This window comes from Pinisolibacter sp. DMC100 (assembly GCF_056313705.1).
Genome location: NZ_JBQUZT010000001.1, coordinates 1,725,052 through 1,750,788, shown reverse-complemented (window position 1 = coordinate 1,750,788; position 25,737 = coordinate 1,725,052). Strand labels below are relative to the sequence as shown.

Below are 25,737 nucleotides of genomic sequence, written 5' to 3'. Positions count from 1 at the left end.
TCACGCGGAAATGTGGGTCCCGGACGCCCCCTGTCCAGGGCCGCCGGAGGCGGGTTTATACACGCCCGCCGCCGTCTTGGCCACATCCGCGGACGCACGCCGCGGCCCACGGGCGGCGCACCGGCGCCTTGACCGATGAAAGACGACACCATCAGGGGCTTCACGTAAGGACGGCGATTCCAGGGCCGAATTCGGCCGAATTTCGGAAATTTACTTTCGTCTACGATTGTGGTTTGCCCGTATACATGAGAATATCTGTAATTGCTCCGATACCCTCATGACGACGATCGGACTAGCATCCCTCGTCGAAGGTCGTCGAGAGACGTCGACGAACGGCGGGAAAGCCAATTGGCGGGCTTTCGGCCGGACTTCGGGGGAGAGGCACATGTATCGCGGCATGCGATCGCAAACCGACGCGGAAAGCGACGCTTCACAAGTCGTTCGCAAGTCGGAACGCGCATATTTCTGGCTCAGGGACGAAATACTGTCGTTCGGCATGCAACCCGGAACGTTCATCGACAAGGTGGAAGTCTGCGAAAAACTCGGAGTATCGAAACAACCGGTGACGGCGGCGTTGACGCGCTTGGAGCAGGAAGGCCTCGTCGAGATCTATCCGCAACGCGGTACCTATGTCGCGCGGCTGCGCCTCGGCGCGATGCGCGAGAGCCTGTTCGTGCGCGGTGCGCTCGAGACGGCGGCGGTGCGGCGGTTGGCGCAGGCCGACGACGCGGCCCTGCGGGCGCGGATCGACGAGATCCTGGCGGGGCAGATCGCGGCCGTCGAGGCCGAGGACACCGACGCCTATTTCGTGCTCGACCGCGAGTTCCACATGACGCTGGCGCTGGCCCTGCCCTATCCGCAGGTCGCCCATCAGGTCGACCTCGGTCTGGCGACGATCAGACGCTGCCAGGAGCCGTTCCGACCCGACATCGAGGCCGTCCGCGCCTCGCATGCCGGTCATCGACGCATCGCCGAGGCGATCGCGGCACACGACGGCGACGCGGCTGCGCGCGAGATGGAGGCACATGTCGAGTCCTACACCGCCATGCTGCTGAACCTCTCCACGGCGCGACCCGAACTCTTCGTCGCCTGACCCGCGACGCCCCCTACGACGAGAGAGGCCCCGGACGTCACCGTCCGGGGCCTCTCTCTCGTTCGGCTCGCGCGCAGCCGCCGATCAGGCCTTCTCGTCCGCCGCCGGGCCCGCCGGCAGGCTGTCGGGGCCGCGCATGACGACGTAGATCGCCGGGATCACCAGCACCGTCAGGGCCGTCGACGAGGCGAGGCCGAAGAGCAGCGAGATGGCGAGGCCCTGGAAGATCGGGTCGGCCAGGATGAAGGCCGCGCCGATCATCGCCGCGATGGCGGTGAGCAGGATCGGCTTGATGCGGATCGCACCGGCCTCGAGCACCACGTCCCGCAGCGTCGCGCCGGGGCGGGCGGCGTGGCGGATGAAGTCGACCAGCAGGATCGAGTTGCGCACGATGATGCCGGCGAGCGCGATGAAGCCGATCATCGACGTCGCGGTGAAGGGCGCCCCGAACAGCCAGTGACCGATGACGATGCCGACCAACGTCAGCGGCACCGGCGTCAGCACTACCAGCGGCACGCGGAACGAACCGAACTGGGCGACGACCAAGAGGTAGATGCCGACGAGCGCCACGCCGAAGGCGCCACCCATGTCGCGGAAGGTGACCCAGGTCACTTCCCACTCGCCGTCCCACAGGAGGCTGGCGCGGGCCTCGTCCTCGGGCTGGCCGTGGAGCGACACCGGGGGCACGCCGTGGGCGCCCCAGTCGATCTTCTTCAGCTCGTCGGAAACCGCGAGCATGCCGTAGATCGGGGCCTCGTAGGCACCGGCGAGTTCCGCCGTCACCATCTCGGCCGGACGACCGTCACGGCGGAAGATCGAATGGGAGGCCTTCTCGCGTTCGACGCGGACGAGCGAACCGAGTTCGACGTTGCCGCGCGCGCCCTGCACCGGAGTGGCGAGCAGACGCTCGGTCACCGCGAGGTCGGCCTTGGGCATGCGGACGGCGATCTCGATCGGCTCGACGCCGGCGCCGCGGTGGGAATAGCCCACCGGCACGCCGCCGAGGATCGCCCGCATCGTGTCGTAGACCGCCTGTTCGGAGACGCCGTGCCACTCGAGCGCCGCCTCGTCGAGACGGAAGCGGATGCGTTCGCCCGGCTCGCGCACGGTGTCGTCGACGTCGACGATGAAGGGCACGCGGGTGAAGGCCTCGCGCACCTTGGCGGTGACGGCCCGCCGCTCGGCGGCGTCGCGACCGTAGACCTCGACCAGCAGGGTCGAAAGCACCGGCGGTCCCGGCGGCACCTCGATCACCTTGACCGAGGAGCCCTCCGGCATCTTCACCTTGGCCTCGATCTTCTTGCGGATGTCGAGGGCGATGGCGTGGCTCTGGCGGGCGCGTGCGGACTTCGGCGTCAGGTTGACCTGGAGGTCGCCCTGCGACGGCGAGGAGCGCAGGAAGTAGTGGCGCACCAGACCGTTGAAGTTGAAGGGCGCGGCGGTGCCGGCATAGGCCTGGATCGAGGCGAGTTCCGGAACGTCGGCGATGGCCTTCGCCGCCTCGATCAGGGTGCGGTCGGTCGCCTCGAGCGAGGTGCCTTCCGGCAGGTCGAAGACCACCTGCAGCTCCGACTTGTTGTCGAAGGGCAGCAGCTTCACCGTCACCCACTTGGTGGCGAAGGGCAGCATCGAGACGACGGTGGCGACGCCGACGGCGATCAGGAAGCGCTTGGACTTCGCCTTCGTCGCGACGATCGGGCCGGCGACGCGGCGATAGAAGCGGCCGAGCGCGCCCTCGTCGTGTTCGCCGTGACCGGCCGGAGCGCCGCTCTTGCCGCGCATCTTCACCATCAGCCACGGCGTCAGCATCACCGCGACGAAGAAGGAGAAGAGCATGGCGGCCGAGGCATTGGCCGGGATGGGGCTCATGTAGGGGCCCATCATGCCGGAGACGAACATCATCGGCAGCAGCGCCGCGACCACCGTCAGCGTCGCGACGATGGTCGGGTTGCCGACCTCGGCCACGGCGTCGATCGCCTTGGCGACGGTCGATCGTCCGTCGGGCATCGACCAGTGGCGGTCGATGTTCTCGACCACCACGATGGCGTCGTCGACCAGGATGCCGATCGAGAAGATCAGCGCGAAGAGCGAGACGCGGTTGATCGTGTAGCCGAGGATCCACGAGGCGAACATGGTGAGGAGGATGGTCGTGGGCACGACCACCAGCACCACCAGACCTTCGCGCCAGCCGACCGCGAAGGCGACCAGCGCGGCGATCGACAGCGTCGCCAGCGCCAGATGGAACAGCAGTTCGCCGACCTTCTCGTCGGCGGTCTCGCCGTAGTCGCGGGTCTTGGAGACCACGACGTCCTCGGGGAGGATCTCGTGCTCGATCTTCGCCAGACGATGCTCGATCGTGTTGGCGATGGTCACGGCATTGGCGCCGGCGCGCTTGGCGATGGCGATGGTGACGGCCGGGGTGGTGGTCAGACCGCCCTTGCCGTCGGGCGCCATGGTCCAGGCACGCGCCTCCTCGGGGCGTGCTTCGAGGACCACGTCGGCGACGTCCTTGACGTAGACCGGACGGCCGTCGCGCGTGGTCAGCAGCAGCAGGCCGACGTCGGGGATGCCCTGCAGCGTCTGGCCGGCGGCGCCCGGCACCTGACGGCCGGCGTCGCGCAGCGTGCCGAGCAGGAACGACCGGTTGGCGTTCTTGACCTTCTCGACGAGGTCGTTGAGGGCGATGCCGTAGCGGGCGAGCTTCTCGGGATCGGGCTCGACGCGGATCTGGTCGGCGCGGCCGCCCACCGTGTAGGTGAGGCCGACGTCGTCGATCTTGACGAGTTCGGAGAGGAGCTTGTCGGCGAGCTTCTTCAGCGCGTTGTCGGACCAGCGGTCGGCGACGGCGGGCTTGGGCGACAGCGTCAGCGTGACGATGGCGACGTCGTTGATGCCGCGGCCGACGACCAGCGGCTCGGGGATGCCGAGCGGCATGCGCGAGTAGTTGGCGCGCAGCTTCTCGTGGACGCGCAGGATGGCGTCTTCCGACTTGGTGCCGACCATGAAGCGGGCGGCGGCCATGACGCGGTCGTCGTAGGAATAGGTGTAGACGTGCTCGACGCCGTCGATGCCCTTCAGCACGCTCTCGAGCGGCTTGGTGACGAGCTCGACCACGTCGTCGGCGGCCAGACCGTCGGCCTGGACCAGGACGTCGACCATCGGCACCGAGATCTGCGGCTCCTCCTCGCGCGCCAGCGACATCAGCGCCAGCGAACCGAGCGCGATCGAGGCGAAGAGCAGCAGCGGCGTCAGGGCCGAGCGGATGAAGGCCGCCGTCAGGTGGCCGGCGAGGCCGAGGGCCTTCTTCGAAGGCTCGGCTCCGCTCGCGTGATCGTTGGGACCGCTCATGGACGCACCACCCGGTCGCCGGCCTTGAGGCCGGTCAGGATCTCGACACCGGCCGGCGAATCGCCGGTCGCGGGGCGGGGCACGCCGATCTGGACCGGGACCTCGCCGAGCCCCTCGAGCCGGACGAAGGTCAGGCCTTCGCGGTTGATCACGGCGTCCTTCGGCAGGACGAAGGTCTCGCGCTTGCCGGTCGAGACGAAGACCGACACGCGCTCGCCGACGAAATAGTCGCCCATGCCCGGGGCTTCGGCGTCGGCGACGACGCGGCCCTGGTCGAGCTCGGGATAGACGCGGACGATCCTGCCGGCGATCGGGCGGGGGTCGGTGGCACGGTCGAGGCCGCGGCCGGCGACGACGATCGCGTCGCCCTGGCGGATGAAGCGGGCATGGCGCTCGGGCAGGCGGAGCTTCAGGACGTAGGTCGCGGTGGCGAGGCTCGCCACCGGCTCGCCCGGCATGATCACCTGGCCCTCGACACCCATCACCTTGAGGACGCGCCCCTCGTCGGGCGCCAGCACGCGGCCTTCGACCACCTGCTGCTCCAGCACCGACTTCTCGGCCTGGGCGGCGGCGATCTCGGCTCGGGTGACGACCAGCTGGGTCTGGGCGTCGTCGAGCTTGGCCTGCGGCGCGGCTCCGGTGGTGCGCAGTTGGCGGACGCGGTCGAGTTCCATCTGCACCAGCGTCAGCTTGGCCTCGAGCGCGCCGATGCGGGCATCGGCGGCCTGGAGCTGGAGCCTCAGCTTGGGATCGACCACGACGGCGAGGACGGCGTCCTTCGCCACACGATCGCCTTCGACCACCGCCACCTTCTCCAAGGTGCCGCCGATGCGGGCGCGGGCGAGCGGCGCGCGCACGCTCTCCACCGTCGCCAGCACTTCCTTGGCGTCGTCGACCGTGACCGGCGCCACGGTCACGACCTCGGCCGCCGCGACCGCGGAAGCCGAGAGGACCAGCGCGAGGGCGAGCGCCGCACGCGAGGCGGCGGCACGTCGACGGAAGGCGCCGGCCGACGGATCGAGGAGAGGAACGGAACGAGGCATGCCGCGGAGTGCTCCAAGCTTGGGTCCGATCGAGGCGGCCGTCGTCCGACGGCACTCTCCCCCCGACCGAGGATTCTTGCTTCGATCGTATATATTAGATCTTGCTAATCCAACAAGGGGGCGGCATGGTTCTTTCGTAGCTCCCCGAGCCCGGCGCCGGGAGCAGTGTCCGACTTTTCCGCACGCGGCGCCATCGGCGCTTCGTCGCTCCGGAGTTTCCCCATGAGCATCGACCGCATCGTTCTCGCCTTCGCCGGCGCCATGATCCTGATTTCACTGGCGCTCGGCTGGACTGTCCATCCGTACTTCCTGTTCTTCACCGCCTTCGTCGGCCTCAACATGCTGCAGGCGGCCTTCACCGGCTTCTGCCCGCTGGCGATGATCCTCAAGAAGCTCGGCGCCAAGCCCGGCTGCGCCTTCGAGTGAGGTCGGCGGCAGACCCGCAGACGAAGAGAGCCCCGGTCGTCGACCGGGGCTCTCGGCGTTTCGGGGCTCGAATCGACGGGCTCAGATGGTGATCTGGGCGCCGAGGTCGACCACGCGGCCGGGCGGGATCTGGTAGTACTCCGCCGGATCGGCCTGGTTGCGATAGAGGAAGATGAAGAGCCCGCGCAGCCAGGTCCACAGGCCGCGCTCCTCGCCTTCGACGAGATGGGCGCGCGAGACGAAGAAGGACAGGTCCTTCTTGTCGACGTGGACGCCCATGCATTCCGACGCGGCGAGCGCGGCGGGCACGTCCGGCGTCTCCATGAAGCCGAACTTCACCCGGACCATCGCGACGGCCTCGCCGATCTCCTCGACCGAGACCCGCCGTTCGGCTTCGGCCCACGGCTCCTCGGTCGTCTGGATCGACATGAAGACGATCTGCTGGTGGGCGACCTTGTTGTGCTTGAGGTTGTGCAGGAACGACCGCGGCGCCAGCGACGGGTCTTCCATCATGTAGACCGCGGTGCCGCGCACGTGCTCGATGCGCGGGCTGCGGAGCGCCGAGAGCGCGATCTTGATCGGCACGCCCTCGTGCCGCCGCCGCGCCGCGAGCCTGAGGCGACCCATGCGCCAGGCGGCCATGATGAAGACCAGCAGCATGCCGATGACCAGCGGCAACCAGGCGCCGTGCAGCAGCTTGGTGGCGCAGGACAGGAAGAAGCCGACGTCGAACATCATGAAGAAGGCGACGGTCGGGATCGCCCGCCACAGCGACCAGCCCCAGACGCCGCGCGCCACCATGAAGGCGAGCAGCGAGGTGACGACCATCGTGCCGGTCACCGAGAAGCCGTAGGCCTCGGCGAGCTTCTCCGACTTCTGGAACATCAGCACGATCGCGATGACGGCGACGAACAGCACCATGTTGACGACCGGCACGTAGATCTGCCCGCGCTCGGAGGCCGAGGTGTGGCGGGTGTCGGTGCGCGGCCAGAAGCCGAGATGGGCGGCCTGATGGGTGACGGTGAAGGCGCCGGAGATCACCGACTGCGAGGCGATGACCGTCGCCATGGTGGCGAAGACCACCAGCACCGGCTGGAAGGCCGGGCCGACCATCTGGAAGAAGGGATCGTCGTGGCCGTGCAGCGGATCGGCGAGCGCCTGGGCGCCCTGGCCGAGATAGACCAGGATCAGCGCCGGCACGACGACGAAGGCGAAGGCCTTGCGCACCGAATCGCGGCCGACGTGGCCCATGTCGGCATAGAGCGCCTCGGCGCCGGTCACCGCGAGGACGGCGACGGCGAGGATGGCGAAGACGTGCCAGCCGCCGTTGGCGATGAAGGCGATGCCGTACCACGGGTCGAGCGCCCACAGGACGCCCGGATAGAGCATCAGCTGCTTGAGGCCGAGGAAACCCAGAAGGCCGAACCAGCCGAGCATGATCGGGCCGAACCAGCCGCCGACCTTGGAGGCGCCGCCGCGCTGGACGGCGAAGAGCGTCGTCAGGATCACCACCGCCAGCGGCAGGACCACCGGCTCGAGCGACGGCGCGGCGACGGCGATGCCCTCGACCGCCGAGAGGACCGAGATCGCCGGCGTGATCACCGCGTCGCCGTAGAACAGCGAGGCGCCGATGATGCCGAGCACGGCGATCACCGTGCCGAGTTCCGGCCGGGCGCGATGGGCGAGCGCCATCAGGGCGAAGATGCCGCCCTCGCCGCGGTTGTCGGCGCGCATGATGAAGATCGCGTACCAGATGCCGACCACGATGATCAGCGACCAGATGATCAGCGACAGGAAGCCGAGGATGTCCGCGGGGACCGGCTGGATCACGCCGACCTTGAAGGCGGTGCCGAGGGTGTAGATCGGCGACGTGCCGATGTCGCCGAAGACGATGCCGAGGGCGGCGAGCAGGCCGGCGTGGCCCGCACCGTGACCGTGGCCGCCGCGGCCGTCGGCCGGGGCCGCGGGCGCGCAGGGGCCGTCGGCCGGGGTCGCCGGTGCCGCGGGAGCCTTGTCGATGGGCGTCTCGTGCGCTTCCGAAGCGGCGTCACCCGCCGTCGGGACTTCCTGTTCACTCTGGGCCATGGCCCTCTCCCGGGAGAAACGGGTGCGGTTCGAACCTACGTCGCGGCGCGGGCGGTTTGCCGCGCCCGTCGGCGAGACGGCGAAACGTCGATCGCGGATCGCCCCTCCGCATCGCGCATCGCCTCGTGTGGGTCTGGTTCTTCGCTCCCCGGCTTCACTCGTCCGGGTGCGACCGTTTCGCCGCACCTCCAGACGCGGCGGAAAATAGCCCCGCGCCGAGCGGGGGTCAAATCGCGCGAAATCCCTACTTCGGAGGGAGGCGCACGCCGTCCCGTGCGCTCACGGGTGCCAGTGGCCGGAAGGCTGGCGCATGGTCACCAGTTCCTCGGCGGCCGAAGGATGGAGCGCCATGGTGCGGTCGAAGTCGGCCTTCTTCGCGCCCATCCGCATGGCGACCGCCACCAGCTGGACCATCTCGGCGGCATCCGGGCCGACGACGTGCACGCCGAGGACGCGGTCGTCGGCCTCCCCGACGAGGATCTTCATCAGGGTGCGCTCCTCGCGCCCGGCGAGCGTCGCCCGCATCGGACGGAAGGTCGAGCGGAAGATCGCGTGCGCGATGCCCGCCTCGCGCAACTCCTCCTCGCCGGCGCCGACCGTGCCGACCTCCGGCGTGGTGAAGACCGCCGTCGGGATCAGCTCGTGCGACACCTCGCGGGGGAGACCGCCGAAGGTCTCGTCGGCGAAGGCATGGCCGTCGCGGATGGCGACCGGGGTCAGCGCCGGGCGGCCGGTGACGTCGCCGACGGCGTGGAGCCAGGGGAGATTGGTCGCCGCCGCGCCGGTCACCGGGATCGAGCCGTCGGGGCGAAGCGCGAGATCCGTCGTCTCGACGCCGAGATCCTTCGTCGCCGGCCTGCGGCCGATCGCCAGCAGCACCGCGTCGGCGGCGATCACCCGGCCGGCGCGGGTCTCGAGGCGGAGGGAACCGTCGGCCTCGCGGGAGAGCGCCGCCGGCGTGTCGCCGGTGACGACGTCGAGGCCGCGGGCGACCAGCGCCGCGTGGACATGGGCGCGGACCTCGCCGTCGAAGCCGCGCAGGATCTCCTCGCCGCGGTAGAGCACCGTCACCTTCGAGCCGAGGCCGGCGAGCAGCGAGGCGAATTCCAGCGCCACATAGGCGCCGCCGACCACCACCACGCGCTCGGGGCGCTGCGGCCAGTGGAAGACCTCCTCCGAGGTCGCGGCGAGTTCCGATCCGGGGAAGCCGCCGTCGCGCACCGGGGTGCCGCCGGTGGCGATCAGCACGTGGCGGGCGGTGAAGGTGCGGCCGTCGGAGAGGCGGACGCGCTGCGGTCCGTCGAGCCGGGCGCGGGCGCGCAGGATGGTCACGCCGGCGCGTTCGAGATTGGCGACATAGGCGCCCTCGAGGCGGGTGATCTCGCGGTCCTTGGCGGCGATCAGCGCCGACCAGTCGTGCGCGGTCTCGCCGACCGTCCAGCCGAAGCCGCGGGCGTCGACGAAGTCGTCGGCGTAGCGGGCGGCATAGACCATCAGCTTCTTCGGCACGCAGCCGCGGATGACGCAGGTGCCGCCGACCTCGCGGTCCTCGGCGATCGCCACGCGGGCGCCGTGGGTCGCCGCGATGCGGGCGGCCCGGACGCCGCCCGACCCGGCGCCGACGACGAAGAGGTCGAGATCGAAGTCGCTTGCCTCGGCCATCGGGCCCTCCGCCGATCGGTCACACCGCGGGCGGCAGGCCCGCCCGTTCACGCCTGTCGCGGCGGGAGCGGGCCCGCCGAACCGTCCCGTTCGCGGCGGCTTCCCGCCGCGACGGAAACGTCAGAGGTTGACGCCCTTGGCCTTGGCGGCCTCGCGCACCTTGGCGAGCATCTCCTGGGCGATCTTGGCCTGCCAGACCTGGGCGGCGACGCCCGACATCTGGACCATCGAGGCGGTCTCCTTGGAGAGCTTCTGGCCGACCGGCGAGTTGTAGAACTCGGCGATCTTCTTCAGCTCGTCCTGGGAGAAGCGGGCGGCCCAGACTTCCTGGATCTGCTTGTCGAGCTCGGGGCGCTTGGCGGCCAGCTCGAGGGCGGCGGAGTTGGTCAGCTCGTCGATCAGGTTCGACTGGGCCGGGTTGGTGCGGGCGAGCACCGCCTTGGTCTGCTGGGCGACGCCGATCAGGATGTTGTCGAGACCGTCGCCGACATGGCTCGCCTCGATCGCCGACTTGGCCGCGTCGAGGTGCTCCTTGGTGTAGTCGTCCGCGAAGGCCGGCTGGACGAGACCGACGAAGAGAGCGGCAGCAGCGAGGCGAGAGGCGAAGGAACGGGTCATCGGAAGGCTCCGGTTGGCTGTCTCGGGCGTCGGCGGCAGGCCGACGCGGAAAGGACTTCGTGTCAGGGCTTCAGAACGTCGATGCCGTCGGCGCGGGCCACCACGGCGGCGGTCGCCATGCCGAGGAAGAGGCCGTGCTCGACGACGCCGGGAATGTCGACCAGCGCGCGCGCGAGGCTCAATGGATCGGGAATTCGGCGAAATGATGCATCGAGCAGCAGATGGCCGCCGTCGGTGACGAAATCGGTCCCATCGGCCTTGTTGACGCGCTTGACCAGCGTGCCGGAGAGGCCGAGCCGGGCGGCCGCCTTCTCGATGGCGATGGTGGTGGCGCGCAGGCCGAAGCGGTTGACCTCGATCGGCAGCGGGAAGGCGCCGAGCATGTCGACGATCTTGGTCTCGTCGGCGATCACAACCATGCGGGCCGAGGCCGCGGCGACGATCTTCTCGCGCAGATGGGCACCGCCGCCGCCCTTGATCAGCGACAGGCCGGGGCCGATCTCGTCGGCGCCGTCGACCGTCAGATCGAGTTCGGGCAGGTCCTCGAGGGTGGCGAGGCGAATGCCGAGCGAGCCGGCGAGCACCCGGGTGCGCTCCGACGTCGGCACGCCGATGATGTCGAGGCCGTTCGCGACCTTCTCGCCGAGCAGCTTGGTGAACTCGTCGGCGGTCGAGCCGGTGCCGATGCCGAGCCGCATGCCGGGTTCGACGAACTCCAGGGCGGCGGCGGCGGCGCGCTTCTTCATCTCGGCGCTCATGCGCGGCGTCTCTCCTCGTATCCGCGGGCGGGCCCGCGGGTTCCTCACCGACGGGCCCGGCCCGACCCGTCGCGGTTTCCATAGCGCAGCGGCGCGCGCCTCGCCAGTGCGAAGCGCCGGCGCGAGAAACCGACGCAGTCGGAATCTGCGGGGTTTCCCGCGAGCGCGGCGGCGGCTAGTGTCCGCCTCCCGTTTTCGGAGACCCGAGATGACCCGACCGCTGCTCGTCCTCGACCTCGACGGAACCCTCGTCGACACCGCCGAGGATCTGATCGCGACGCTCAACCGCATCCTCGCCGACGAAGGCGTCCGGCCGATGACGCGGGCCGATGCGGGAGCGCTTCTGGGCGCCGGGGCGCGGGCGATGATCCGGCGCGGCTTCGCCATCGCCGAGGTGCCGCTGGCCGACGACAAGCTCGATCGGCTCTTCGCCCGCTTCATCCCGCTCTACGGCGAATCGATCGCCGTCCATTCCCGCCCCTTCCCGGGCATGGAGGCGGCGCTCGACCGATTCGTCGCCGCCGGCTGGGATCTCGCGGTGTGCACCAACAAGCTCGAGGGTCTGTCGCTGCAGCTCCTCGACGCGCTCGGCCTGACGCAGCGCTTCGCGGCGATCTGCGGCGGCGACACGTTCCCGGTCCGCAAGCCCGATCCGGCCCATCTCCTCGGCACGATCGCGCGGGCGGGCGGCGATCCGAAGCGGTCGGTGATGGTGGGCGATTCGGGCACCGACATCGCCACGGCGCGTGCCGCCGGCATCCCCGTCGTCGCCTTCACCTTCGGCTACACCGACAAGCCGGTCGCCGAGTACCACCCCGACGCGGTGCTCGACCGGTTCGACCAGCTCTTCGACACGGTGGCGACGTTCGGGATCGCGTGAGGCGGTCACTTCCCGCGACGAAAGCCCATTTCAGTTCGGCTTCACCCTGAGGTGCCCGGCGAAAGCCGGGCCTCGAAGGGCGAAGCCTCGACGGGCGGTGCCACTCGGCACTTCGCGCTTCGAGGCCCGACCTGCGGTCGGGCACCTCAGCATGAAGGGCCTCCGCTTGGATCACGCCTCGAGCGTCTCGCCGCGGCCGCGGGCGATCTCGGCGCGCATCTTCGCGATGATCCCGGCGTAGTCCGGCTTGCCGAAGATCGCCGAGCCGGCGACGAAGGCGTCGACACCGGCCGCCGCGATCTCGGCGATGTTGTCGACCTTGACGCCGCCGTCGATCTCGAGGCGGATCTCGCGGCCCGAGGCCTCGATCAGGTCGCGCACGCGCTTCGCCTTCTCCAGCACGTGCGGGATGAAGCTCTGGCCGCCGAAGCCGGGGTTGACCGACATCAGCAGGATCATGTCGACCCGGTCCATCACCCAGTCGAGCGTCGAGAGCGGCGTCGCCGGGTTGAGCACCAGACCGGCCTTGGCGCCCTTCTTCTTGATCAGGTCGAGCGACCGATCGACGTGGCCGCTCGCCTCCGGATGGAAGGTGACGATGTCGGCGCCCGCTTCCGTGAACATCTCGATCATCCGATCGACCGGCTCGACCATCAGATGGACGTCGATCGGCGCCTTCACGATCGGACGGATCGCCTGGAGCACCAGCGGTCCGATGGTCAGGTTCGGAACGTAGTGGTTGTCCATCACGTCGAAGTGGATCCAGTCGGCGCCGGCGGCGAGCACGTTCGTCACCTCTTCGCCGAGGCGGGCGAAGTCGGCCGAGAGGATCGACGGGGCGATGACGGGGGCAAGCGCGGACATGACGGCTCCGATGGCGAGGCGGCAGGAATGAAGGCGCGACCGAAGCGCCGAAAGGGCGGTTCTGTCAACCCGGAACCCGCCCCTCCATATACTCCCCGGAGTATGTTGACAGATCGTCCGGCCTCGCCGAAGCTTCCCCCATCGGGAGGAGCCGATGCCGCATTCGCCGGAAGACAAGAAGCGCGCCCTGACGCGGCTTTCCCGCATCGCCGGGCAGGTCGAGGCGCTGCGGCGCGCGATCGAGGCGGGGACCGACTGCAGTCCCCTGCTGCAACAGATCGCGGCGCTGCGCGGCGCGGTCGGCGGGCTGATGGCGGAAGTGATCGAAAGCCATCTCAAGGAGACGCTGGCGCGCGCGGAGGCGCCCGTCGACGTCGCCTCCGACGCCGAACTCGACGGCGTGCTGCGCATCCTCAAGACCTATCTCAAATAACCAACACCCGAGGGAGGACGACCATGAAGAGCCGTGCCGCCGTGGCCTGGGAGGCCAACAAGCCGCTGACCATCGAGACGATCGACATCTCCGGGCCGAAGCCCGGCGAGGTGCTGATCGAGATCATGGCGACCGGCGTCTGCCACACCGACGCCTACACGCTGTCGGGCCTCGATTCGGAGGGCAAGTTCCCGGCGATCCTCGGCCACGAGGGTGCCGGCATCGTGCGCGAGGTGGGCGCGGGCGTCACCTCGGTGAAGCCGGGCGACCACGTCATTCCGCTCTACACGCCGGAATGTCGCGGCTGCAAGACGTGCTTGTCGCAGCGCTCCAACCTCTGCACGGCGATCCGCTCGACCCAGGGGCAGGGCCTGATGCCGGACCGGACGACGCGCTTCTCCTGCGAGCCGGTCGGCGGCACCAAGAACGAGATCTTCCACTACATGGGCTGTTCGACCTTCTCGAACTTCACCGTGCTGCCGGAGATCGCCGTGGCCAAGGTCCGCGAAGACGCCCCCTTCGACAAGATCTGCTACATCGGCTGCGGCGTCACGACCGGCATCGGCGCGGTGATCTACACGGCGAAGGTCCGGCCGGGCTCGAACGTCGTGGTCTTCGGCCTCGGCGGCATCGGCCTCAACGTGATCCAGGGCGCCCGCATGGTCGGCGCCGACAAGATCATCGGCGTCGATCTCAACCCGTCCAAGGTGGAGATGGCGAGGAAGTTCGGCATGACGCATTTCGTCAATCCGGACGAGGTCGGCCGCGACAAGGTGGTCGAGGCGATCCAGGACCTCACCGACGGCGGCGCCGACTATTCCTTCGAGTGCATCGGCAACGTCCACACCATGCGCCAGGCGCTCGAGTGCTGTCACCGCGGCTGGGGCGAGAGCATCATCATCGGCGTGGCACCCTCGGGCACCGAGATTTCGACGCGGCCGTTCCAGCTCGTCACCGGCCGCGTCTGGAAGGGCTCGGCCTTCGGCGGCGCGCGCGGGCGCACCGACGTGCCGAAGATCGTCGACTGGTACATGGAGGGCAAGATCGACATCGACAGTCTGATCACCCACACCATGCCTCTTCCCGAGATCAACACCGCCTTCGACCTGATGCACGAAGGCAAGTCGATCCGCTCGGTGGTGGTGTTCTGAGGAGACGAACTATGGCTCTCGAACAGGTCTCCGCCGCCAAGTGCTTCGGCGGCACGCAGTTCGTCTACAAACACGCCTCGACCGAGACGAGCTGCGACATGCGCTTCTCGGTCTTCGTGCCGCCGGCGGCGGAACGGCGGCCGGTGCCGGTCGTCTGGTTCCTCTCCGGGCTCACCTGCACCGAGGAGAACTTCACGGTGAAGGCGGGCGCCCAGCGCGTCGCCGCCGAGCGCGGGCTGATGTTGATCGCGCCGGACACCTCGCCGCGCGGCGAGGGCGTGCCGGACGATCCGGAGGGCGCCTACGACTTCGGCCTCGGCGCGGGGTTCTACGTCGATGCGACCGTCGAGCCCTTCGCGAAGCACTACCGCATGCGCTCGTGGCTCGAGCACGAGCTGCCGGGGCTCGTCGGGCGGGAGCTGCCGGCCGACATGATGCGGCAGGGCATCATGGGCCATTCGATGGGCGGCCACGGGGCGCTGACGATTGCGCTGCGGGAGCCGTCGCGCTTCGCCTCGGTCTCGGCCTTCGCCCCGATCGTCTCGCCGATGAACTGCCCCTGGGGCGAGAAGGCGCTGACGGGCTATCTCGGCCCCAATCGGGCGCAGTGGCGCAAATACGACGCCTGCGCCCTGATCGAGGACGGAGCGCGGCTGCCGGGCCTGCTCGTCGACCAGGGCACCGCCGACGGTTTCCTCGAGGCGCAGCTGAAGCCGCACCTGCTGGAAGCGGCGTGCGAGAAGGCGAAGATGCCGCTGACGCTGCGCCGGCAGGAGGGCTACGACCACTCGTATTTCTTCATCGCCAGCTTCATCGCCGATCACCTCCGGTGGCACGCCGAACGGCTGGGGTGAAGCGGGGCGTACGAGAGCCCTGCCTGCGTGGGGCTCGGCCGACGGCGCCAGCGGCGCGGCTTTCCCCTCCCCTCGGGGGAGGGGCAGGGGTGGGTGTAAAGCCACGCGAGGCGCTCGTGCTCTTTCCATCGAGCGCTCCACCATGCCGAAACACCGAACCCCGCCCGGCCCTGCGGGCCCTCCTCCCCTGATGGGAGGGTGGGGATGCGGCAACGCCTCGATCTGGGCGAAGTTTCCGTTTTTACAATTCTCGATTGTTTCCGGTTCGTTGAATGCGCCCGAACCGAACGCGAAGGATGTCTCCCTCGAAACAGGGAGATCCGTCATGCGCTTCGTCACCACCGTCGTACTCGGGCTCTTCGTGGCACTCGCCGTCGCTCCGGCGGAAGCGAGGAGCAGCGGCGGATACCATCACGTCCGCTCCTATACGACGCACCGCGGCACTCACGTGCAGAGCCACCACAGGACCAATCCCAACCATACGCGCTCCGACAATTGGTCGACCCGGGGCAATCGCAATCCGTTCACCGGGCGGGCGGGCACCAAATCGCCGTGGCACCGCTGATCCGGAGCCGAGCGGTCTTCGACGCGGTGACGAAAAAAGTTCGGTCGATACGGAATAATCCGTAGCCCCTCGACGTCTCTCCTTCGTCAGGCATACCAACGAAGGAGACCCCCCATGTCCCACTCCCTGCTGCGTTCCGCCCTCCTCGCTTCCGCTCTCGTCATCGCCGGCCTCTCCGGTGTCGCCTTCGCCGCCGATCCGGCGATGGTCGGGACCACCGAGAAGGGCAAGGTGCTGACCGACGCCAAGGGCATGTCGCTCTACACCTTCGCCAAGGACGCCGACGGCAAGTCGGCCTGCAACGGTCCCTGCGCCACCAACTGGCCGCCGCTCGCGGCGAGCGCCGACGCCAAGGCGATGGGCGACTGGACCGTGATCACCCGCGACGACGGCGCCAAGCAGTGGGCCTACAAGGGCAAGCCGCTCTACGCCTGGACGAAGGACACCAAGCCCGGCGACACCACCGGCGACGGCTTCCTCAACGGCGCCTGGAGCCTGGCGCGTCCCTGAGGCATGATGGCGGGCGCCGAGACGGGGGAGGAGGAGAGCGAATGGCGAGCGACGATGCCGCACGCGTGCTCGAACCCCTGATCCCGGCGCTGCGCCGCCATGCCCGCGCGCTGACCGGCGATGCCGACCGCGCCGACGATCTGGTGCAGGACACGCTGGAGCGTGCCCTCGCCCGCTGGTGGATGCGGCGCTCCGCCGACGATCCCCGGCCCTGGCTCTTCGCCATCCTGCGCAATCTCCATCTCGACGAGATCCGCCGCGGACGCCGACGCGGGGTAGCGGTCGAGATCGACGAGAGCAACGAACCCGCCCTTCCCCCCGATCAGGAGACCGGCCTCGGTGCCCGCGACGCGCTCGCCGCGCTCGATCTGCTTCCCGAAGAGCAGAAGGCGCTGCTGCTCCTCGTCGGCGTCGAGGACCTGAGCTACGAAGAGGCGGCGAAGGTGATGGGCATTCCGATCGGCACCGTGATGTCGCGGCTGGCGCGCGGGCGCCAGAGGCTCAGGGGCCTGATCGAGACCGGACGGACGACGCTTCTCAGGAGAGTGAAATGACCGATCTCCGGTCTCCCATCGGCGAAGACGATCTGGTGGCGGCGGTCGACGACCGCCTCGCCCCCGATCGCGCCGCTCTCCTCGCCACCCGGATGGGCGAAGACCCGGCGCTCGCCGAACGCATCGCCGCGGAGACGCGCGACCGCGCGGCGCTTCGCGAACAGCTCGCCCCGATCGCCGACGAGCCCATCCCCAGCCGCCTGCGCATCGCCAACATCCGCGAGGCGAACCGTCGGCGCAGCCTCTCGCGGATGCGGGCGATCGCCGCAGCGCTGGTGGTCTTCGCCGCCGGCGCCCTCGTCGGCGGGCTGTCGATGCGCCTCGCCGCGCCCTCCCCTGCCGCCCCCGTCGCACCGGTGCCGATGATCGTCGCCGAGGAGGCGAGCGCGGCGCATCGGCTGTTCGTGGCGGAGGTGGTGCATCCGGTCGAGGTGCGCGCCAGCGAGGAGACGCATCTCCTCGGCTGGCTCTCCAAGCGCCTCGGTCGGCCGATCGTCGCGCCCGATCTCGGCCGCTTCGGCTGGAAGCTGATCGGCGGGCGGCTGCTTCCCGCCGGCGAGCGGGCGGCGGCGCAGCTGATGTACGAGGACGCGGCCGGCGGACGGCTGACGCTGTGGGTGCAGGCGACGCCGGGCGGCGATACCACCGCCTTCCGGTTCCGCTCCGAGGGTGCGACCTCGACCTTCGCCTGGATCGATCGCGGCTGGGGCTTCGCGGTGACCGCGGCGACCGATCGCGACCGCCTGCTGCCGATCGCCGAGGCGATCTTCCGCGGCCTCGACGGGGATGCGCCGCGGGCGGGGTGAGTGGAGCGGAGCATGTCGCTCCGTAGGAGCCGGATAGAGCCTCAGATTCTTTGGAAGGCTGGCCACAGTCATCATTTTGGAAAGACGCACCATAGCTCGCGATGGTGTGTCGCGAGATCTGTCAGTGGCGTGCAACGACGAGAAGAAGCGGCGGCCGGTTGCCCGGCCACCGCTCGTCATCACATCAAAAGGTAGACCAGAGCCGCCAACGCCCGAAGGCAAGCAGCCAAGTCGACCTTGACCGTGACGGACACCGAGGTGTTCTTCCGCATGGGAAAAACCTCCGGCCCGTGCGCACGGAACCAAAAGGTTTCGTGTACATGCCCGTCGAACGGAACAACCCGCCGTTCACGGGTGCATCGGTCTGCTCTCCATCGTCGCGAACGACATCGAACAGCCCTTGGTGCGCTCCTGCGCGCCATCGGTTGCCCGAGAGAATCACTCCCTCAAGGCACACTTCGACATCCGTCTAGGTGCCCGCAGCTCCACAGGCCAAGGCCATGACATCGGGCCGAAGGGCCAAGCAGCGCATGCTCAGGTCCGGTTATCCGATGCCAAGGTAGTTCAATTTGGCCTCAACCAATCCTCGATTGCAAGACGTTCGTGCCCCACTGACGTCGTCGTCCACGGGAAAATACGCCGCAACGGATTGCTCCGCGGCGGCGTCTCTTCAGTGTGGCAAAGTTTGATCAGACGTCGACCCTCGTCGACCTGAATGCCATGGGCTATGTCGACGCCGCTTCAGCCTCAGCCGAGGTTCAACTCCTTGAAGAAGTCGTTCCCCTTGTCGTCGACGACGATGAAGGCGGGGAAGTTCTCGACTTCGATCTTCCAGATCGCTTCCATGCCGAGTTCCGGGTACTCGAGCACCTCGACGTGCTTGATGCAGTCCTGCGCCAGACGCGCCGCCGGGCCGCCGATCGAGCCGAGGTAGAAGCCGCCGTGGGTCTTGCACGCGGTCGTCACCGCCGCCGAGCGATTGCCCTTGGCGAGCATCACCATCGAGCCGCCGAAGGACTGGAACTGGTCGACGTAGCTGTCCATGCGGCCGGCCGTGGTCGGGCCGAAGGAGCCCGAGGCCATGCCCTCCGGCGTCTTGGCGGGGCCGGCGTAGTAGACCGGGTGGTTCTTGAAGTAGTCCGGCATCGGCTGCTGGCTCTCCAGCCGCTCGCGGATCTTGGCATGCGCCAGATCGCGGGCGACGATCATCGGGCCGGAGAGCGACAGGCGCGTCTTGGTCGGGTACTTCGACAGCGTCGCCAGGATCTCGGCCATCGGCAGGTTGAGGTCGATCTGCACCACGTCGCCCGACAGTTCGCTCTCGTCGAACTCGGGCATGAACTTCGCCGGCTCGTGCTCGAGCTGCTCGATGTAGACGCCGTCCTTCGTGATCTTGCCGAGGCACTGGCGGTCGGCCGAGCAGGAGACGCCGATGCCGATCGGCAGCGAGGCGCCGTGGCGCGGCAGACGGATGACGCGGACGTCGTGGCAGAAGTACTTGCCGCCGAACTGGGCGCCGACGCCGAGCGACTGGGTGAGCTTGTGCACCTCTTCCTCGAGCTCGAGGTCGCGGAAGGCGTGGCCGAGCTCGGTGCCCTTGGTCGGCAGGTCGTCGAGATAACGGGCGGAGGCGAGCTTCACCGTCTTGAGGTTCTGCTCGGCCGAGGTGCCGCCGACGACGATGGCGAGGTGATAGGGCGGGCAGGCGGCAGTGCCGAGGCCGAGGATCTGCTTCTTCAGCACCTCCATCAGGCGGTCATGGGTCAGCAGCGAGGGCGTGCCCTGGACCAGATAGGTCTTGTTGGCCGAGCCGCCGCCCTTGGCCATGAAGAGGAACTTGTAGGCGTCCTCGCCCTCTTCGTAGATGTCGATCTGCGCCGGCAGGTTGTTCTTGGTGTTCTTCTCTTCGAACATGGTGATCGGCGCGAGCTGCGAGTAACGCAGATTGCGCTTGAGGTAGGCGTCGCGCACGCCTTCCGACAGCGCCGCCTCGTCGCCGCCCCGCGTGTAGACCCGGCGTCCCTTCTTGCCCATGACGATGGCGGTGCCGGTGTCCTGGCACATCGGCAGCACACCGCCGGCCGAGATGCAGGCGTTCTTGAGGAGATCGAGCGCCACGAACTTGTCGTTCGACGTCGCCTCCGGGTCCTTCAGGATCTTGGCCAGCTGTTCGAGATGACCGGGGCGCAGATAGTGCGAGATCTCGCCCAGCGCGGTCTCGGCGAGCAGCTTCAGCGCCGCCGGATCGACCACCAGCATGTCCTCGCCCTGGAAGGTCTCGACCTTCACGAAGTCCGAGGTGAGCTTGCGCCACGGCGTCTCGTCGGGGCCGTGCGGGAACATCTCGGAATACTGGAAAGCCGGGGTCTCGGTGGTCATCGTCGAAGGTCTCCCGTGGGATCTGGGATCTCGGGCGCGACGGCCGGCCCGGGACGGGCCTGCGACCGGCGGTCGCGCCCGGCGGAGGTTCTAGAACGGTTCCGGGACGCCGCCAAGGCAGCGATTGGTCGGACGCCGAACGACGTCGCGATCGAAGGAGCCCGTGCTCAAGCGGCGCGGCGCGCGGCGTCCGCGGCGACGAAGGCGTCGACGGTGCGGTCGTAGTCGGGGTGGAGGGTGCCGGCCCAGCGATCCCAGAACGTGAAGGTGTGGGCGAAGTTCACCTCGCCGGCCGAGTGGTGCTGGTCGTGGAAGATGGTGCTGGCGAGGGGCCAGGGCGCGCGGGCGAGGGGCGAGGCGAAATACTCGTGGCCGGCATGGCCGACGACGCCGCTCGCCTGATCGTAGAGCTTGTGCAGGATCAACGCGATCGGCGGCACCGGCAGCACGAAGGGCAGGATCGCGAAGAAGGCCTGCAACAGGATCGCGTCGCCGATCGTCTCGGAGTGATGTGCCCAGGGGGTCGGCGCCGGGCTCAGGTGGTGGCGGCCGTGGAACTTGCGGAAGACGCCGACGTGGCCGAGCCGGTGAGCCCAATAGAACCACGCGTCGTAGAGGACGATGCCGAGGCCGACCCACAGCGGCACCGACCACCAGGTCGCCGCCATCGGTGCCATGGTCCAGCCCATGCCTTGCGCGAAGAGGCCCAAGGCGAAGCAGCCGGCGACGATCGCGATCGAGGCCGGCGCCGAGGCGAGTTCGGCGCGGCGGCGGGTCGCGTGGACGGCGGGCTGCACCTTGGTGTCGGGACGGCGGCGATTGGCGAATTCGTAGGCGAGACCGACGGCGACGAAGACGATCGCGAGGACGACCGCGCTCGCCGCCCAGAGCACCGCGAAGATCGCGAGGGGCGAGCCGAGGCGGGTCGCCTCGCGGATCACGTCGACCACGTTCATGCGCTTCTCCGCCCTCTCGCGAGAGGTCGCCCGTCGGGCACGCCCCGCCCGCTCACCGCAGCGTCGCGGCGATCTCTTGCCACTTGTCGAGGAAGGCCTCCGCCGACAGGGCCCGGAAGTCCGGCACGGCGCGGCGCAGCACCGCGTGCGGCCAGTTCCACCACGCCAGCCGCTCCAGACGCACCGCCGTCTCCTCCGAAAAGCGGCGGCGGATCGGCTTCGCCGGGTTGCCGGCGACGATCGTATAGGGCGCGACGTCCTTCGTCACGACGGCGCCGGCGCCGACGATGGCGCCGTTGCCGACGGTGCGGCCCGGCAGGACGATCGCGGCGCGGCCGATCCAGGCGTCGTGGCCGATCGTCACCCGCTCGGCGCGGCGGCGGTCGAACTCCTCGATCTCGTCGGCGACGTCCTCGAAATACTGCCAGGAGCGATAGGTGAAATGCGCCTGCGCCGCCCGCTCCCACGGGTGGTTGGCGGGATTGATGCCGACCAGTGCGCCGATCGAGACGAACTTGCCGATGGTCGCATAGACGATCTCGCAGTCGTTCACCGCGTAGGAATAGTCGCCGAAATCCGTCTCGATGATCGTCGTGCGGGCGCCGATCTTGACGAACTTGCCGAAGCGGCTGTCGCGGGTGACGGCGGTCTCGTGGACCAGCGGCTTCGCCCCCAGCCGCTTCTTGCGGACATGCGACGGCAGTCCCTCGTCGCCGTGCGCCCGGTCGGCGGGGGCTCGGTCGGAGGGCGCGGGCGAGCTCGAGGGGCTCGAGGGCGGAACGGGCGTTCGGGTCATGACGGGGAATTTCTTGCAGACTTGACGGAATTACGCAACTCGTCGCGTCAAAAGGCCTTCGTGAATCCACGATATCGACGAAGTGCGGAGCGAATACCATCGCGCGACTGGCTTTTCGCGGTTGCGAAGAACGTGGCGCGAGGGCATTTGAGGGGCGATGCGACACATCACCTCGAGGGGCGCGGTGTCGCGCGGGGTCAGGTCAGGGAGACGACGATGAAGAACGAGAGCCTCTATTCGTTCCTCGAGAAGTGGGCGGGCGGCGATTCCCTGAAGCAGGACATCGCAGCCACCGTCCATGCGCTGGCCGACGCCGGCCGCGACATCGCCGCACTGGTCTCCGACGGCCCGCTCGCCGGCGAGCTCGCCGCCGCGATGACCGAGAACGTCCAGGGCGAGGTGCAGAAGTTCCTCGACGTCCATTCCAACGACCTGCTGATCGAGGCCTGCCGTCGCGCGCCGGTCGCGGCGATCGCCTCCGAGGAGCTCGATCACCCGACCGCGATCCACCACGACGGCACGCTGCTGGTGGCGGTCGACCCGCTCGACGGCTCGTCGAACATCGACACCAACGTGTCGATCGGCACGATCTTCTCGGTGCTGCGCGCGCCCGACCACGTCGACCCGCACACCCACGACGCCTTCCTGCAGAAGGGCCGCGACCAGCTCGCCGCCGGCTACATCCTCTACGGGCCGCAGACGACGCTGGTGATGACGCTCGGCTCGGGCACGCAGATGTTCACCCTCGACCGTCGTCGCGGCACCTTCATCTGCACCAACCGGGCGATGAGCATCCCGCCGCGGACCAAGGAATTCGCCATCAACTCGTCGAACCGGCGCCACTGGAACGAGCCGACGCAGCGCTACATCGACGAATGCGTCCACGGCGCCGAGGGCGCCCGCGGCGAAGACACCAACATGCGTTGGGTCGGCAGCCTCGTCGCCGACGGCCACCGCATCCTGGTGCGCGGCGGCGTCTATCTCTACCCGGCCGACAAGCGCAAGGGCTACGACGAGGGCCGTCTGCGGCTGATCTACGAGTCGAACCCGATCGGCTGGGTGGTCGAACAGGCCGGCGGCGCGGTCTCGACCGGCAACGAGAACCTGCTCGACCTCGAGCCGCGCATCCTGCATCAGCGCATCCCGCTGATCTTCGGCAGCCGCGAGGAGGTCGAGCGCATCGAGAGCCATCACCTCGTCGACGAGGACGAGATCGAAGCCGCCGCCGAGTGAGGCGGAGGGGACGACGTCCCGATCATTCGAGGCGCCCGCGGATCTCGAGGTCCACGGGCGTCTCCGTTCGGCGACTCGGCGGCGCGTGTGTCGCGAACAAGTGCCCGACACGGCGATGAAAGTAGAACCGCGTAGGCTCGAAGCTCGCTTCGCGGTCACGTGCAATATCGTCGGGACAGCCATGACGTGGTGTCGGGACGAGACTTGTCGCGGTTGCCTTCGAATGCGCCCGCGCGAGCATGAACCACGGCGAGCCGGCCGCGCGGCATAGTCGTCTGCGCGACGAAATCCGTCGCGATGCCCGTTCAATCGATCGCGCCCTGCGCCGGCGCGCTCTTCGAGCCCTCTTCGCGCGGCGCGGAGCGGTTCTACTCAGGGCGCCGACGTTGTCGCGACGCGTATTCATCTTGCAACTATTATCGTTTATGCAATATCATTCATTATGATCCGGAGATGCCTTCGGGCGGTCGGGGACCGCGGCGATCTTTCCAACTTCGGAGGTTGACTTTCGTCGCAGGGTCTGGCGGTTGACCAGCACGTGGAGCGGCGGAAATCCGCCGCTCGTCCGCGATGGTCGGAAAGACCCGCCCGCGGGCACGAGTGCAGCGTGAACCCGTCGCGATCCCGATCAACGGGACGGCGGGGACCGGGAGACGACGAGATGAACAAGCCCGTGACCGACGCCCTGACCTGGAAGGTTTCCGCCGCCGTCCGCGCCCTCGCGATGGACGCGGTCGAACAGGCCAAGTCCGGCCATCCCGGCGCCCCGATGGGCATGGCCGAGATCGCCAGCGTGCTGTGGCGCGAGCATCTGCGCGTCGACCCGAAGAAGCCGACCTGGCCGAACCGCGACCGCTTCGTGCTGTCGAACGGCCACGGCTCGATGCTGAACTACGCGCTGCTGCACCTGACCGGCTTCGACGTCTCGATCGAAGACATCAAGAACTTCCGCCAGCTCCATTCCAAGACCCCGGGTCATCCCGAGTACGGCTACACGCCCGGCATCGAGACCACCACCGGTCCGCTCGGCCAGGGCATCGCCAACGGCGTCGGCATGGCCATCGCCGAGCGCACGCTCGCCGCGCAGTTCAACCGTCCGGGCCACGAGATCGTCGACCATCGCACCTGGGTCTTCGTCGGCGACGGCTGCCTGATGGAGGGCGTCAGCCACGAGGTCTCCTCGCTCGCCGGCACCATCGGCCTCGGCAAGCTCAACGTGATCTGGGACGACAACGGCATCTCGATCGACGGCAAGGTCGCCGAGTGGTTCGGCGAGGACGTCTGCGCCCGCTACGAAGCCTACGGCTGGCACGTGGTGCGCAACGTCGACGGCCACGACCCGGTCGCCCTCGACGCCGCCATGAAGGCCGCGATCGCGGAAGTCTCCAAGCCCACCCTGATCCAGGCCAAGACCGTCATCGGCAAGGGTGCGCCCAAGAAGCAGGGCACCGAGGGCTGCCACGGCGCGCCGCTCGGCGCCGAGGAGATCGCCGGCGTCCGCGCCGCGATGAACTGGCCCTTCGCGCCCTTCGAGATCCCGGACGACGTCTACGCCGAGTGGGATCGCACCACCCGCGGCGCCGAGCTCTCGGGCAACTGGGAAGCGCTCTTCGCCGGCTATGCCAAGGCCCATCCCGACCTCGCCGCCGAGTTCGACCGCCGCGTGAACCACCGGCTCCCGGCCGACTTCGACACGTTCGCGAAGGCCGCGCTCGCCGCGGTCGACGCCGAGGCGGCGACCATCGCGTCGCGCAAGGCCAGCCAGAACGCGCTCGGCGTGCTCGGTCCGAAGCTGCCGGAATTCATGGGCGGCTCGGCCGACCTGACGCATTCCAACCTGACGAACTACAAGGGCCAGACCGCGATCACCCGCGATCCGGCCGGCAACGCCGTGCTCTACGGCGTGCGCGAGTTCGGCATGACGGCGATCGCCAACGGCATGGCGCTGCACGGCGGCTTCATTCCCTACGTCGCGACCTTCCTCGTCTTCTCCGACTACGCCCGCAACGCGGTGCGCATGTCGGCGCTGATGAAGCAGAAGGTGGTGCACGTCTACACCCACGACTCGATCGGTCTGGGCGAAGACGGCCCGACCCATCAGCCGGTCGAGCACGCCGAGGCGCTGCGCGTCATCCCCAACCTCGACGTCTGGCGTCCCTGCGACGCGGTCGAGACGATGGTGGCGTGGCTGTCGTCGGTCAGCCGTACCGACGGTCCGTCGGCGCTGCTGCTGACCCGCCAGAACCTGCCGCATCAGCCGCGCGACGCCGCCCAGCTCGCCGACGTCGCCAAGGGCGGCTACGTGCTGGTCGAGCCGAAGACCGCGGCGAAGGCGGTGATCGTGGCGACCGGCTCGGAAGTGCAGCTCGCCGTCGCCGCCCAGAAGCAGCTCGAGGCGGAGGGCCTTTCGGTCCGCGTCGTCTCGATGCCCTGCGTCGAGGCCTTCGAGCGTCGCCCGGCCGACGAACAGGCCGCCGTGCTCGGCCGTCTGCCGACCGTCGTGGTCGAGGCCGGCGTCACCCGCGGCTGGTGGAAGCTCGCCGGCCGCGACGGCGCCGTCATCGGCATCGATCGCTTCGGCGAGAGCGCGCCGGAGAAGGTTCTGTGGCCGCTCTTCGGCTTCACCGTCGACAACGTTGCCGCGACGGTGCGCCGCATCGCCGGGTAATTCGAAGAAATTCGCCGCAGTGGAGGCAACTTCTTGCACTGCGGCGAAGTTTCTC

Annotated in this window: 22 protein-coding genes; 12 read left to right on the top strand and 10 right to left on the bottom strand. The window is 68.8% G+C overall.

All coding sequences use genetic code 11. The features are described 5' to 3' along the window. Window positions 1-277 precede the first annotated feature (277 nt). A complete protein-coding gene (locus ACT541_RS08085) occupies window positions 278-1,093 on the top strand; it encodes a GntR family transcriptional regulator (RefSeq protein ID WP_476136067.1) in 816 nt (271 codons plus the stop codon). An 84-nt stretch (window positions 1,094-1,177) separates the two neighbouring features. On the opposite strand, the gene ACT541_RS08080 is transcribed toward ACT541_RS08085, so the two are convergent. Together ACT541_RS08080 and ACT541_RS08075 are read right to left on the bottom strand one after the other, a co-directional pair. Continuing rightward, complete coding sequence (locus tag ACT541_RS08080; RefSeq protein ID WP_476135728.1) at window positions 1,178-4,441, bottom strand: efflux RND transporter permease subunit; 3,264 nt, start codon at window positions 4,439-4,441, stop codon at window positions 1,178-1,180. Continuing rightward, complete coding sequence (locus tag ACT541_RS08075) at window positions 4,438-5,484, bottom strand: efflux RND transporter periplasmic adaptor subunit (RefSeq protein WP_476135726.1); 1,047 nt, start codon at window positions 5,482-5,484, stop codon at window positions 4,438-4,440. Before ACT541_RS08075 ends, ACT541_RS08080 begins: the two co-directional genes overlap by 4 nt. Window positions 5,485-5,706: 222 nt before the next feature. Here ACT541_RS08075 and ACT541_RS08070 point away from each other — a divergent pair, with 222 nt between their 5' ends. Next, complete coding sequence (locus ACT541_RS08070; RefSeq protein WP_476135724.1) at window positions 5,707-5,910, top strand: YgaP family membrane protein; 204 nt, start codon at window positions 5,707-5,709, stop codon at window positions 5,908-5,910. An 81-nt stretch (window positions 5,911-5,991) separates the two neighbouring features. Here the strand turns inward: ACT541_RS08070 and ACT541_RS08065 are convergent, their stop codons facing one another. The 4 genes from ACT541_RS08065 to rpiA form a co-directional block, all read right to left on the bottom strand. Continuing rightward, window positions 5,992-7,995: a potassium transporter Kup gene (locus ACT541_RS08065; RefSeq protein WP_476135722.1), complete on the bottom strand. Its 2,004-nt coding sequence runs from the start codon at window positions 7,993-7,995 to the stop codon at window positions 5,992-5,994. 279 nt (window positions 7,996-8,274) lie between these two features. Next, the gene (gene gorA, locus ACT541_RS08060) at window positions 8,275-9,657 is read right to left on the bottom strand and encodes a glutathione-disulfide reductase (protein WP_476135720.1); all 1,383 of its coding nucleotides are present in this window, start codon (window positions 9,655-9,657) and stop codon (window positions 8,275-8,277) included. Between the two features lie 120 nt (window positions 9,658-9,777). Then, a complete protein-coding gene (locus ACT541_RS08055) occupies window positions 9,778-10,275 on the bottom strand; it encodes a DUF2059 domain-containing protein (protein WP_476135719.1) in 498 nt (165 codons plus the stop codon). 62 nt (window positions 10,276-10,337) lie between these two features. Then, window positions 10,338-11,033 (bottom strand): ribose-5-phosphate isomerase RpiA, encoded by a 696-nt coding sequence (gene rpiA / locus ACT541_RS08050; RefSeq protein WP_476135717.1) that lies wholly within the window; start codon window positions 11,031-11,033, stop codon window positions 10,338-10,340. 208 nt (window positions 11,034-11,241) lie between these two features. Between rpiA and gph the strand changes: the two genes are divergently transcribed. After that, on the top strand, window positions 11,242-11,913 hold the full coding sequence (gene gph, locus ACT541_RS08045; RefSeq protein ID WP_476135715.1) for a phosphoglycolate phosphatase: 672 nt from the start codon (window positions 11,242-11,244) through the stop codon (window positions 11,911-11,913). Window positions 11,914-12,084: 171 nt separating this feature from the next. Here gph and rpe read toward each other — a convergent pair whose 3' ends face one another. Continuing rightward, entirely contained in the window at window positions 12,085-12,777 is a 693-nt protein-coding gene (gene rpe / locus ACT541_RS08040) for a ribulose-phosphate 3-epimerase (RefSeq protein ID WP_476135714.1), read from the bottom strand. Window positions 12,778-12,931: 154 nt separating this feature from the next. Here rpe and ACT541_RS08035 point away from each other — a divergent pair, with 154 nt between their 5' ends. The 7 genes from ACT541_RS08035 (at window position 12,932) to ACT541_RS08005 (ending at window position 17,650) form a co-directional block, all read left to right on the top strand. Further along, on the top strand, window positions 12,932-13,210 hold the full coding sequence (locus ACT541_RS08035; RefSeq protein WP_476135712.1) for a metal/formaldehyde-sensitive transcriptional repressor: 279 nt from the start codon (window positions 12,932-12,934) through the stop codon (window positions 13,208-13,210). A gap of 23 nt (window positions 13,211-13,233) precedes the next feature. Continuing rightward, a complete protein-coding gene (locus tag ACT541_RS08030) occupies window positions 13,234-14,361 on the top strand; it encodes an S-(hydroxymethyl)glutathione dehydrogenase/class III alcohol dehydrogenase (protein ID WP_476135710.1) in 1,128 nt (375 codons plus the stop codon). An 11-nt stretch (window positions 14,362-14,372) separates the two neighbouring features. Further along, on the top strand, window positions 14,373-15,215 hold the full coding sequence (fghA, locus tag ACT541_RS08025; RefSeq protein WP_476135708.1) for an S-formylglutathione hydrolase: 843 nt from the start codon (window positions 14,373-14,375) through the stop codon (window positions 15,213-15,215). Window positions 15,216-15,540: 325 nt separating this feature from the next. Continuing rightward, window positions 15,541-15,780 carry a hypothetical protein gene (locus tag ACT541_RS08020; protein WP_476135707.1) on the top strand — a complete coding sequence of 80 codons (240 nt, stop codon included), beginning with the start codon at window positions 15,541-15,543 and terminating at the stop codon, window positions 15,778-15,780. Window positions 15,781-15,894: 114 nt separating this feature from the next. Beyond that, on the top strand, window positions 15,895-16,290 hold the full coding sequence (locus ACT541_RS08015; protein ID WP_476135706.1) for a COG4315 family predicted lipoprotein: 396 nt from the start codon (window positions 15,895-15,897) through the stop codon (window positions 16,288-16,290). Between the two features lie 41 nt (window positions 16,291-16,331). Next, window positions 16,332-16,844: a sigma-70 family RNA polymerase sigma factor gene (locus ACT541_RS08010; protein WP_476135704.1), complete on the top strand. Its 513-nt coding sequence runs from the start codon at window positions 16,332-16,334 to the stop codon at window positions 16,842-16,844. Continuing rightward, the gene (locus ACT541_RS08005) at window positions 16,841-17,650 is read left to right on the top strand and encodes an anti-sigma factor family protein (protein ID WP_476135702.1); all 810 of its coding nucleotides are present in this window, start codon (window positions 16,841-16,843) and stop codon (window positions 17,648-17,650) included. The genes ACT541_RS08010 and ACT541_RS08005 overlap by 4 nt, the downstream gene beginning before the upstream one ends. A 747-nt stretch (window positions 17,651-18,397) precedes the next feature. Here ACT541_RS08005 and ACT541_RS08000 read toward each other — a convergent pair. From ACT541_RS08000 to ACT541_RS07990, 3 genes are all read right to left on the bottom strand, one after another. Then, window positions 18,398-20,029, bottom strand: coding sequence for a fumarate hydratase (locus ACT541_RS08000; protein ID WP_476135700.1), 1,632 nt, complete (start codon window positions 20,027-20,029; stop codon window positions 18,398-18,400). A 167-nt stretch (window positions 20,030-20,196) separates the two neighbouring features. Beyond that, window positions 20,197-20,985: a sterol desaturase family protein gene (locus ACT541_RS07995; protein ID WP_476135698.1), complete on the bottom strand. Its 789-nt coding sequence runs from the start codon at window positions 20,983-20,985 to the stop codon at window positions 20,197-20,199. Between the two features lie 52 nt (window positions 20,986-21,037). Further along, window positions 21,038-21,781, bottom strand: a complete 744-nt coding sequence (locus ACT541_RS07990) for an LbetaH domain-containing protein (protein WP_476135697.1) — start codon at window positions 21,779-21,781, stop codon at window positions 21,038-21,040. A 216-nt stretch (window positions 21,782-21,997) separates the two neighbouring features. On the opposite strand from ACT541_RS07990, the gene ACT541_RS07985 reads away from it, so the two are divergent. Then, on the top strand, window positions 21,998-23,014 hold the full coding sequence (locus ACT541_RS07985) for a class 1 fructose-bisphosphatase (RefSeq protein ID WP_476135695.1): 1,017 nt from the start codon (window positions 21,998-22,000) through the stop codon (window positions 23,012-23,014). 661 nt (window positions 23,015-23,675) lie between these two features. After that, complete coding sequence (tkt, locus tag ACT541_RS07980; RefSeq protein WP_476135693.1) at window positions 23,676-25,682, top strand: transketolase; 2,007 nt, start codon at window positions 23,676-23,678, stop codon at window positions 25,680-25,682. Window positions 25,683-25,737 lie beyond the last annotated feature (55 nt).

Coding starts and splice junctions, on each gene's coding strand:
- ACT541_RS08085 (WP_476136067.1), top strand. CDS start 278: ATGACGACGATCGGACTAGCATCCCTCGTCGAAGGTCGTCGAGAGACG.
- ACT541_RS08080 (WP_476135728.1), bottom strand. CDS start 4,441: ATGAGCGGTCCCAACGATCACGCGAGCGGAGCCGAGCCTTCGAAGAAG.
- ACT541_RS08075 (WP_476135726.1), bottom strand. CDS start 5,484: ATGCCTCGTTCCGTTCCTCTCCTCGATCCGTCGGCCGGCGCCTTCCGT.
- ACT541_RS08070 (WP_476135724.1), top strand. CDS start 5,707: ATGAGCATCGACCGCATCGTTCTCGCCTTCGCCGGCGCCATGATCCTG.
- ACT541_RS08065 (WP_476135722.1), bottom strand. CDS start 7,995: ATGGCCCAGAGTGAACAGGAAGTCCCGACGGCGGGTGACGCCGCTTCG.
- gorA (WP_476135720.1), bottom strand. CDS start 9,657: ATGGCCGAGGCAAGCGACTTCGATCTCGACCTCTTCGTCGTCGGCGCC.
- ACT541_RS08055 (WP_476135719.1), bottom strand. CDS start 10,275: ATGACCCGTTCCTTCGCCTCTCGCCTCGCTGCTGCCGCTCTCTTCGTC.
- rpiA (WP_476135717.1), bottom strand. CDS start 11,033: ATGAGCGCCGAGATGAAGAAGCGCGCCGCCGCCGCCGCCCTGGAGTTC.
- gph (WP_476135715.1), top strand. CDS start 11,242: ATGACCCGACCGCTGCTCGTCCTCGACCTCGACGGAACCCTCGTCGAC.
- rpe (WP_476135714.1), bottom strand. CDS start 12,777: ATGTCCGCGCTTGCCCCCGTCATCGCCCCGTCGATCCTCTCGGCCGAC.
- ACT541_RS08035 (WP_476135712.1), top strand. CDS start 12,932: ATGCCGCATTCGCCGGAAGACAAGAAGCGCGCCCTGACGCGGCTTTCC.
- ACT541_RS08030 (WP_476135710.1), top strand. CDS start 13,234: ATGAAGAGCCGTGCCGCCGTGGCCTGGGAGGCCAACAAGCCGCTGACC.
- fghA (WP_476135708.1), top strand. CDS start 14,373: ATGGCTCTCGAACAGGTCTCCGCCGCCAAGTGCTTCGGCGGCACGCAG.
- ACT541_RS08020 (WP_476135707.1), top strand. CDS start 15,541: ATGCGCTTCGTCACCACCGTCGTACTCGGGCTCTTCGTGGCACTCGCC.
- ACT541_RS08015 (WP_476135706.1), top strand. CDS start 15,895: ATGTCCCACTCCCTGCTGCGTTCCGCCCTCCTCGCTTCCGCTCTCGTC.
- ACT541_RS08010 (WP_476135704.1), top strand. CDS start 16,332: ATGGCGAGCGACGATGCCGCACGCGTGCTCGAACCCCTGATCCCGGCG.
- ACT541_RS08005 (WP_476135702.1), top strand. CDS start 16,841: ATGACCGATCTCCGGTCTCCCATCGGCGAAGACGATCTGGTGGCGGCG.
- ACT541_RS08000 (WP_476135700.1), bottom strand. CDS start 20,029: ATGACCACCGAGACCCCGGCTTTCCAGTATTCCGAGATGTTCCCGCAC.
- ACT541_RS07995 (WP_476135698.1), bottom strand. CDS start 20,985: ATGAACGTGGTCGACGTGATCCGCGAGGCGACCCGCCTCGGCTCGCCC.
- ACT541_RS07990 (WP_476135697.1), bottom strand. CDS start 21,781: ATGACCCGAACGCCCGTTCCGCCCTCGAGCCCCTCGAGCTCGCCCGCG.
- ACT541_RS07985 (WP_476135695.1), top strand. CDS start 21,998: ATGAAGAACGAGAGCCTCTATTCGTTCCTCGAGAAGTGGGCGGGCGGC.
- tkt (WP_476135693.1), top strand. CDS start 23,676: ATGAACAAGCCCGTGACCGACGCCCTGACCTGGAAGGTTTCCGCCGCC.